This is a genomic window from Streptomyces spongiae (genome assembly GCF_009377185.1).
GTDB classification, from domain to species: domain Bacteria; phylum Actinomycetota; class Actinomycetes; order Streptomycetales; family Streptomycetaceae; genus Streptomyces; species Streptomyces spongiae.
This window is the reverse complement of sequence record NZ_VJZC01000396.1, coordinates 1-9,292: the sequence shown is the minus strand read 5'-3', so window position 1 is coordinate 9,292 and position 9,292 is coordinate 1. Positions and strand designations below refer to the sequence as shown.

Annotated in this window: 8 protein-coding genes; 7 read left to right on the top strand and 1 reads right to left on the bottom strand. The window is 70.0% G+C overall.

Going from position 1 to position 9,292, the window contains the following annotated elements:
* A partial coding sequence (locus FNH08_RS35710) for a TetR/AcrR family transcriptional regulator (protein WP_152775680.1) occupies nucleotides 1-418 on the bottom strand: 418 nt, incomplete at its 3' end.
* An 86-nt stretch (nucleotides 419-504) separates the two neighbouring features.
* Between FNH08_RS35710 and FNH08_RS35705 the strand changes: the two genes are divergently transcribed.
* From FNH08_RS35705 to FNH08_RS35675, 7 genes are all read left to right on the top strand, one after another.
* Nucleotides 505-2,121, top strand: coding sequence for a carboxyl transferase domain-containing protein (locus FNH08_RS35705; protein WP_152775679.1), 1,617 nt, complete (start codon nucleotides 505-507; stop codon nucleotides 2,119-2,121).
* 38 nt (nucleotides 2,122-2,159) lie between these two features.
* Nucleotides 2,160-4,109 carry an acetyl/propionyl/methylcrotonyl-CoA carboxylase subunit alpha gene (locus tag FNH08_RS35700; RefSeq protein ID WP_152775681.1) on the top strand — a complete coding sequence of 650 codons (1,950 nt, stop codon included), beginning with the start codon at nucleotides 2,160-2,162 and terminating at the stop codon, nucleotides 4,107-4,109.
* Nucleotides 4,106-5,080, top strand: a complete 975-nt coding sequence (locus tag FNH08_RS35695) for a hydroxymethylglutaryl-CoA lyase (RefSeq protein ID WP_152775678.1) — start codon at nucleotides 4,106-4,108, stop codon at nucleotides 5,078-5,080. Before FNH08_RS35700 ends, FNH08_RS35695 begins: the two co-directional genes overlap by 4 nt.
* 6 nt (nucleotides 5,081-5,086) lie before the next feature.
* Nucleotides 5,087-6,247 carry an acyl-CoA dehydrogenase family protein gene (locus FNH08_RS35690; RefSeq protein WP_152775677.1) on the top strand — a complete coding sequence of 387 codons (1,161 nt, stop codon included), beginning with the start codon at nucleotides 5,087-5,089 and terminating at the stop codon, nucleotides 6,245-6,247.
* A gap of 53 nt (nucleotides 6,248-6,300) precedes the next feature.
* Entirely contained in the window at nucleotides 6,301-6,897 is a 597-nt protein-coding gene (locus tag FNH08_RS35685) for a Uma2 family endonuclease (protein WP_152775676.1), read from the top strand.
* Between the two features lie 315 nt (nucleotides 6,898-7,212).
* Nucleotides 7,213-8,262: an ABC transporter substrate-binding protein gene (locus FNH08_RS35680; RefSeq protein ID WP_152775675.1), complete on the top strand. Its 1,050-nt coding sequence runs from the start codon at nucleotides 7,213-7,215 to the stop codon at nucleotides 8,260-8,262.
* 116 nt (nucleotides 8,263-8,378) lie between these two features.
* Nucleotides 8,379-9,272, top strand: coding sequence for a siderophore-interacting protein (locus tag FNH08_RS35675; protein ID WP_152775674.1), 894 nt, complete (start codon nucleotides 8,379-8,381; stop codon nucleotides 9,270-9,272).
* Nucleotides 9,273-9,292: the final 20 nt, after the last annotated feature.

The following is a 9,292-nucleotide window of genomic DNA, read 5'->3' as shown; positions in this document are numbered from 1 at the left end:
CCCGCACCACCCCCACCCACAGCTCCACATACTGCCGCTGAAGCTGCCGCACCAGCTTGCGGTCACTGTCCCGGAGGCGATCCAGCTCACGATCGTGCAGGGTGATGAGGGGACGGTCGTCGAGCGCGAAGTCGATGTGCCCCTCGATGAGCGAGTCGAGGACCGCCTCCGCGTCCCCCTCCGCCTCGGCCACCCGCCGCTTCCCCCCGGTCAGCAACTGCCCGCTGATCCCCACCAGCAGCTCGGCGAGCATCGCGTCCTTGCCGGGGAAGTGCCGGTACAGACCGGGCCCGCTGATCCCGACGGCCGCCCCTATCTCGTCGACACCGACGCCGTGGAACCCTCGCTCGGCGAAGAGGCGGGCGGCCTCCTTGAGGATCTGCTCGCGGCGGGTGGGGGCATCGGTTCGCGTGGCCATGAAGACGATTCTAGACAGGGAGGTTAGCGGTCGTTAACCTGGAGGAAATGCGTTAACGCTCATTAACAAGGTGAGGGGACCGCACGATGGACCAGGCACCGGAGCTGACGACGGCGGCAGACCCCGCGTCGGAGGCCTTTCGGGCCAACGAGGCCGCACACCGCGCACTCGGCGAGGAACTGCGCGCCAAGCTCTCGGCCGCCCGCCTCGGCGGCGGCGAGAAGGCCCGCGCCCGCCACACCGCGCGCGGAAAGCTGCTGCCGCGCGACCGCGTCGACACACTCCTCGACCCCGGCTCCCCCTTCCTGGAGCTGGCCCCGCTGGCGGCCGACGGGATGTACGACGGGCAGGCCCCGGCCGCCGGAGTCATCGCCGGGATCGGCCGGGTCAGCGGCCGCGAGTGCGTGATCGTCGCCAACGACGCCACCGTCAAGGGCGGCACGTACTACCCGATGACGGTGAAGAAGCACCTGCGCGCACAGGAGGTCGCCCTCGACAACCGCCTCCCCTGCGTCTACCTCGTCGACTCCGGCGGCGCCTTCCTCCCCATGCAGGACGAGGTCTTCCCCGACCGCGAGCACTTCGGGCGCATCTTCTACAACCAGGCCCGCATGTCGGGCGCCGGGATCCCGCAGATCGCCGCCGTCCTCGGGTCCTGCACGGCCGGCGGCGCGTACGTCCCGGCGATGAGCGACGAGGCGGTGATCGTGCGCGGCCAGGGCACGATCTTCCTCGGCGGCCCGCCCCTGGTGAAGGCCGCGACCGGCGAGGTCGTGACCGCGGAGGAGCTCGGCGGCGGCGAGGTCCACGCACGCGTGTCGGGTGTCACCGACCACCTCGCGGAGGACGACGCTCACGCCCTGCGGATCGTCCGGACGATCGTCTCCACCCTCCCCGCGCGCGGACCGCTGCCCTGGTCGGTCCAGCCGGCCGTCGAGCCGAAGGTCGACCCGTACGGGCTGTACGGCGCCGTACCGGTCGACTCCCGCACCCCGTACGACGTACGCGAGGTCATCGCGCGCGTGGTGGACGGCTCGCGGTTCGCCGAGTTCAAGTCCGAGTTCGGGCAGACCCTCGTCACCGGCTTCGCGCGCGTCCACGGCCACCCCGTCGGCATCGTCGCCAACAACGGCATCCTGTTCTCCGAGTCGGCCCAGAAGGGCGCCCACTTCATCGAGCTGTGCGACCAGCGCGGCATCCCTCTTCTCTTCCTCCAGAACATCTCGGGCTTCATGGTGGGCCGCGACTACGAGGCGGGCGGCATCGCCAAGCACGGCGCCAAGATGGTGACGGCGGTGGCCTGCACCCGCGTACCCAAGCTCACGGTGGTGGTCGGCGGTTCGTACGGCGCGGGCAACTACTCGATGTGCGGCCGGGCGTACTCACCGCGGTTCCTGTGGATGTGGCCGGGCGCCAAGATCTCGGTCATGGGCGGCGAGCAGGCGGCCTCGGTCCTCGCGACCGTCAAGCGGGACCAGCTGGAGGGACGCGGGGAGGACTGGCCGGCTCAGGACGAGGATGCCTTCAAGGCCCCCATCCGCGCCCAGTACGAGCGCCAGGGCAACGCCTACTACGCGACCGCCCGCCTCTGGGACGACGGCGTGATCGACCCGCTGGAGACCCGGCAGGTGCTGGGGCTGGCTTTGACCGCGTGCGCCAACGCGCCCCTGGGCGACCCCCAGTTCGGCGTCTTCCGGATGTAGAGGGACTTAGAGGGACTGAGGGACTCCTGACGATGACGATGTTCGAGACAGTCCTTGTGGCCAACCGGGGCGAGATCGCCGTACGGGTCATCCGCACCCTCCGGGCGCTCGGCGTGCGCTCGGTGGCCGTCTTCTCCGACGCCGACGCGGACGCCCGCCACGTACGGGAGGCCGACACGGCGGTACGGATCGGCCCGGCGCCGGCCGCCGAGAGCTATCTGTCGGTACCGCGACTGCTGGAGGCGGCGGAGCTGACGGGCGCCCAGGCGGTCCACCCCGGGTACGGCTTCCTCGCGGAGAACGCGGACTTCGCACGCGCCTGCGCCGAGGCCGGGCTCGTCTTCATCGGGCCGCCGGCGGACGCGATCTCCCTCATGGGCGACAAGATCCGCGCCAAGGAGACGGTACGGGCGGCAGGGGTGCCGGTCGTCCCGGGGTCGACCGGCAGCGGGCTCACGGATGCCGAACTGGCCGACGCGGCCCGGGAGATCGGCATGCCGGTGCTGCTGAAGCCGAGCGCGGGGGGCGGTGGCAAGGGCATGCGCCTGGTCCGCGACACCGCCGTCCTGGCCGACGAGATCGCCGCCGCCCGCCGTGAGGCCCGCGCCTCCTTCGGCGACGACACCCTCCTCGTCGAGCGCTGGATCGACCGCCCCCGGCACATCGAGATCCAGGTACTGGCGGACGGCCACGGCAACGTCGTCCATCTCGGCGAGCGCGAGTGCTCCCTCCAGCGACGCCACCAGAAGATCATCGAGGAGGCGCCGTCCGTCCTGCTGGACGAGAGCACGCGCGCGTCGATGGGCGAGGCGGCGGTCCAGGCGGCCCGCTCCTGCGGCTACCGGGGCGCGGGCACGGTGGAGTTCATCGTGCCGGGCGGCGACCCGTCCTCGTACTACTTCATGGAGATGAACACCCGCCTCCAGGTCGAGCACCCGGTGACCGAACTGGTGACCGGCCTGGACCTGGTGGAGTGGCAGCTGCGGGTGGCGTCGGGCGAGAAGCTCGCCTTCGCCCAAGCCGACATCGCGCTGACCGGGCACGCGATCGAGGCCCGCCTCTGCGCCGAGGACCCGGCTCGCGGGTTCCTGCCGTCGGGCGGGACGGTGCTGAGGCTGCGGGAGCCGTCGGGCTCCGGCGTCCGCACCGACTCGGGGCTCAGCGAGGGCACCGAGGTCGGCAGCCTCTACGACCCGATGCTCTCCAAAGTCATCGCCTACGGCCCCGACCGCGCGACCGCCCTGCGGAAGCTGCGCGCCGCCCTCGCCGAGACGGTCACCCTGGGCGTGCAGACCAACGCCGGGTTCCTGCGCCGACTGCTGGCCCATCCGGCGGTGGTGGCGGGCGAGTTGGACACGGGGCTGGTGGAGCGGGAGGTCGAGGGACTGGTCCCGGGCGAGGTGCCCGTGGAGGTGTACGAGGCGGCGGCGGCCGTACGACTCGACGCCCTGAAGCCGTCGGGCGACGGCGTGGGCGACGGCTGGACGGATCCCTTCTCGGTACCCAGCGGCTGGCGGCTCGGGGGCACACCGACCCCACCGGCCTTCGACCTGCGAGTGACGGGACTCGAACCCGTCAGTCACGTACTGCGCGGCACCCACACCGTCACCACCGACCAGGTCTCCGTGAGCCTCGACGGCGTCCGCCACACCTTCCACCGGGCCGCCGACTGGCTCGGCCGCGACGGCGACGCGTGGCACGTACGGGACCACGACCCGGTGGCCGCCTCGCTCACCGGAGCCGGGGCGAGCGGCGTCGACTCCCTCACCGCCCCCATGCCCGGCACGGTGACGGTCGTGAAGGTGGCCGTCGGCGACGAGGTGACCGCCGGTCAGAGCCTGCTGGTGGTGGAGGCGATGAAGATGGAGCACGTCATCTCCGCCCCGCACGCCGGCACCGTCGCCGAACTGGACGTGGCGCCGGGCACGACGGTCGCCATGGACCAGGTGCTGGCCGTGATCGAGCCCCACGAGGAGGTGACGGAATGACCGTGGAGCAACTCCCCATGGCGGTACCGGCCCCAGGCAACCTGCCCGCCCGCGTCCGGATCCACGAGGTGGGCGCGCGGGACGGCCTGCAGAACGAGAAGGCGACCGTACCGACGGAGATCAAGGCGGAGTTCATCCGCCGCCTGGCCGACGCGGGCCTGACCACGATCGAGGCCACCAGCTTCGTCCACCCCAAGTGGGTGCCCCAACTGGCGGACGCGGAGCAGCTGTTCCCCCTCGTCAGCGACCTCCCGGTGGCGCTCCCGGTCCTCGTCCCGAACGAACGCGGCCTGGACCGCGCCCTCACCCTGGGCGCCCGCCGCGTGGCCGTCTTCGCCAGCGCCACGGAGTCCTTCGCGAAGGCCAACCTCAACCGGACGGTGGACGAGGCACTGGCCATGTTCGAACCGGTGGTGGAACGGGCGAAGGCAGGCGGCGTCCACGTCCGCGGCTACCTCTCCATGTGCTTCGGCGACCCGTGGGAGGGCCCGGTCCCCCTGGAACAAGTCGTACGGGTCTGCCGGGCGCTGCTCGCCATGGGCTGTGACGAGCTGAGCCTCGGCGACACGATCGGGGTCGCGACACCGGGCCACGTCACCGCCCTGCTCACGGCGCTCAACGAACAACAGGTGCCCACCAGCGCGTTGGGCGTCCACTTCCACGACACCTACGGCCAGGCGCTCGCCAACACCCTCGCCGCCCTCCAGCACGGCGTCACCACCGTGGACGCCTCCGCCGGTGGCCTGGGCGGCTGCCCGTACGCGAAGTCCGCCACCGGAAACCTCGCCACCGAGGACCTCGTGTGGATGCTGCGGGGCCTCGGCATCGACACCGGAGTAGACCTCGGCCGTCTCACCGCCACCAGCGCGTGGATGGCCGCCCACCTGGGCCGACCCAGCCCGTCCCGCACCGTACGAGCCCTCTCCCAGGAAGACTCCGAAGGCTCCGACGACTCCCAAAAGGAGCAGTGACCCGCGATGGACCACCGACTCTCCCCCGAACTGGAAGAACTCCGCCGTACGGTCGAGGAGTTCGCCCACGACGTCGTGGCCCCCAAGATCGGCGACTTCTACGAGCGCCACGAGTTCCCGTACGAGATCGTGCGCGAGATGGGCCGCATGGGGCTCTTCGGGCTGCCGTTCCCGGAGGAGTACGGCGGCATGGGCGGCGACTACCTGGCGCTGGGCCTCGCGCTCGAAGAACTCGCCCGCGTCGACTCCTCGGTGGCCATCACCCTGGAGGCGGGTGTGTCACTGGGCGCGATGCCGATCCACCTCTTCGGCACGGAGGCCCAGAAGCGGGAGTGGCTCCCCCGCCTCTGCTCGGGCGAGATCCTGGGCGCCTTCGGCCTGACCGAACCGGACGGCGGCTCGGACGCGGGCGCGACGCGTACGACGGCGAAGCTCGACCCGGAGACGAACGAGTGGGTGATCAACGGCACGAAGTGCTTCATCACCAACTCGGGCACGGACATCACGGGCCTGGTGACGGTGACGGCGGTCACGGGCCGCACCCCGGAGAACAAACCCCTGATCTCCTCGATCATCGTCCCGTCGGGCACCCCGGGCTTCACGGTCGCGGCACCGTACTCGAAGGTGGGCTGGAACGCCTCGGACACCCGCGAGCTGTCCTTCGCGGACGTCCGGGTCCCGGCGGAGAACCTGCTGGGCGAAGAGGGCCGCGGCTACGCGCAGTTCCTCCAGATCCTGGACGAGGGCCGTATCGCCATCTCGGCCCTCGCGACGGGCCTGGCGCAGGGCTGCGTGGACGAGTCGGTGAAGTACGCGAAGGAACGTCACGCCTTCGGCAGGCCCATCGGCGCCAACCAGGCCATCCAGTTCAAGCTCGCCGACATGGAGATGAAGGCCCACACGGCCCGCCTCGCCTGGCGCGACGCCGCGTCCCGCCTGGTCGCGGGCGAGCCCTTCAAGAAGGAAGCCGCCCTGGCCAAGCTCTACTCCTCGACGATCGCCGTGGACAACGCCCGCGACGCCACCCAGATCCACGGCGGCTACGGCTTCATGAACGAGTACCCGGTCGCCCGCATGTGGCGCGACTCCAAGATCCTGGAGATCGGCGAAGGCACGAGCGAGGTGCAGCGGATGCTGATCGCGAGGGAGCTGGGGCTGGCGGGCTGAGTCGACGCAGGTCAGCGAGGGCCCGAAGGGGCGGTTTTCAGTAGTCTTGCGGTATGGACTACGCGAAGATGCGCGCGATCGCCGAGGAACTCGGGGCCTACGCCGAGCGACTTGAAGGTGCCTGGAGCATCGAGATCGGCCCGTCAGGCCCGATACTGGCCATGATGTGCCCGTCGAAGCGCCATGAGGGCACGGTCCACCGTATCCGCGAGCAACTGAACAAGCAGCTTCGGACCACCTACCCGGGCTACATCTGCGCGACCGGCCCCGAGATCGAACACCCGGGCATCGGGCGCATGCGGCGTCCGGACGCAGTCGTCATTCCCGAGCACGTCCTCGATGAGGAAGGACTCGCCGTAGACGCCACGCAGGTGCTGGCGGTCATCGAGATCGTCTCACCGTCCAACCCGGACAACGACTACAGCGAAAAGCTCGCCGAGTACCCCGCCATGGGCATCGCCCAGTACATGATCGTCGACCCTCGCACCGGCACCATCGAGGTGCACTCCGATCCCTGCAAGAACCGATACGACCGCAAGGACCCGTACATCTTCGGTGACTCGGTGCCGTTCGGTCCCTGGACCGTGGACACTTCGGCCTTCCGTCGCTACGGCAAGGCAGGCAACGGTACGACATCGTCCGGATCGTGACTTGCGGCCGGGGGCATCGAGCAGCGCCAACGAGGGTCCATCACCGGCGAGTTGGACGGTCCGGCGCCTTCGAGCGTCGCCCTCACACGCACCGCTTCAACTTTCACATTCGCGATGCAACCGGCGACTTCACAACCCAATGAGCAGCCCCTGACCCCAACCACCTTCGATGCACAGGTTGCTCACAGAAACAGGCATACGTCGTTACAGGCGTCCCAGCACTCGGAACGGCCCTCTGGACAAGCCGTGAGGTTAGGCTAACCTACCTTCGAACTTGTCCGCGGGCAGCACAGCCCTGTTCGAAAGCAGCCACACATGTCCTACGCCCGTGCCACCCATCTGACCCGCCGCGGCATCCTCGCCGCAGGCGGTGCCCTCGGCCTCGGTGCCGTGCTCGCCGCCTGCGGAGACGAAGACGCCAAGAGCGGTGGTTCGGGCGAGGAGACGGCCGCGGCGAAGTCCGGTCCCTGGTCCTTCAAGGACGACCGCGGCGAGACCGCGAAGGCGGACAAGGTCCCGTCGAACATCGTCGCGTTCGTCGGTGTCGCCGCCGCGCTCCACGACTACGGGATCGCCGTGAAGGGCGTCTTCGGCCCGACGAAGACGAAGGACGGCAAGGCCGACGTCCAGGCCGGCGACCTCGACATCAGCAAGGTGACCATCCTCGGCAACGAGTGGGGCCAGTTCAACATCGAGAAGTACGCGGCCCTCGCCCCCGACGCGCTCCTCACCACGATGTTCGACGACGCGGGCACCCTCTGGTACGTGCCCGAGGAGTCCAAGAAGAAGATCCTCGCCGTCGGCGCGCCGAGCGTCGGCATCTCCGTGTACGACCGCCAGTTGACCGAGCCGCTGCAGCGCATGCTGGAGCTCGCCGAGTCCCTCGGTGCCGACGTGAAGGCCGAGAAGGTCACCTCGGCGAAGAAGCGTTTCGAGGACGCCGCCGCACGGCTGCGCTCCGTCACCAAGGCCAACCCCGACATCAAGGTGCTGGCGGGTTCGGCCGCGCAGGACATCTTCTACGTCTCCGGCTCGAACCTCTCCGCCGACCTGGAGTACTTCAAGGCCCTCGGCGTGAACTTCGTCGAGCCCTCCGCCTCGGCCCTCAAGGCGAGCGGCGGCTGGTTCGAGAACCTGAGCTGGGAGAACGTCGACAAGTACGGCGCGGACATCATCATGATGGACAACCGGTCCTCGGCGATTCAGCCCGCGGACATCACCGAGGCCACGTGGAAGAAGTTGCCGGCGGTGAAGGCGGGGCAGGTCATCGCGCGTGACCCGGAGCCGATTCTTTCTTACGACAAGTGCGTGCCGTTGCTCGAGAACCTTGCCGACGCGATCGAGAAGGCGAAGAAGGTTTCCTGACGCCCGGTGGGGAGCTGCGGGTCCGTTGTGGCTGGTCGCGCAGTTCCCCGCGCCCCTAGCTAGTTGGGCGCACCCCTACGTGGACTACGCGCCCTGACTATCCATCAGGAGCAGAAATGACCACCGCCATCGCCGCCCCCTTCCGTTTCTTCTCCCTTCACGTCGTGCGGGCCCGGCCGCTCGGGCCCTCTCTCGTGCGGGTCACGTTCGCCGGGGACGATCTGCGGGAGTTCCACTCCGACGGCAGGGACCAGTCCCTGTCGCTGTTCCTGCCGCATCCGGGGCAGCCCGAGCCGGTCGTGCCGATCGAGTTGGGATGGGGGTCCCCCCGCTCGAGCGAAGCCGAGAGTGGGGGAGGGTGGTGGCAGGGCTGGCGTGAACTGCCGGACGACGTACGGGCGGTGATGCGCTCGTACACGCTGCGCGCCCTGCGCCGGGATGTCCACGGAGACACCGTCGAGATCGACATCGACTTCGTGCTGCACGGTGTGGAGCCGGGCGCCGCCGTGCCCGCGGGGCCCGCGTCCCGGTGGGCGGCCGGAGCCACCGCCGGCGACCGTGTCCTGCTGCTCGGGCCGGCGATCGCCGACAACCGGGCGATCCGTTTCCGCCCGCCCCAGGGTGCCGACCTGGTGCTGATCTGGGGTGACGAGACTGCCCTTCCCGCCGCCTCCTCGATCCTGGAGTCGCTGCCCGCGGGCACCCGCGCCCGGGTCTGGCTGGAGGTCCACCACGCCGGGGACATCCAGGACCTGTCCACCGAGGCCGATGCCGAGATCACCTGGCTCGTGCGCGTCGAAGGGGCCCCCACGGCCCTCGACGCCATCCGCGACGCCCAACTCCCGCCCGCCGAGCAGCCGTACGCCTGGATCGCGGGCGAGTCCGGCCGCGTGAAGGCGCTGCGCCGCCATCTCGTGCGCGAGCGCGGGATCGACAAGAGGTGCGTGACCTTTGTCGGTTACTGGCGGGAGGGGCTGACGGAGGAGCAGTTGCGCGAGCGAGGGGAGTGACGGCAGTCACGGGTGGGGCG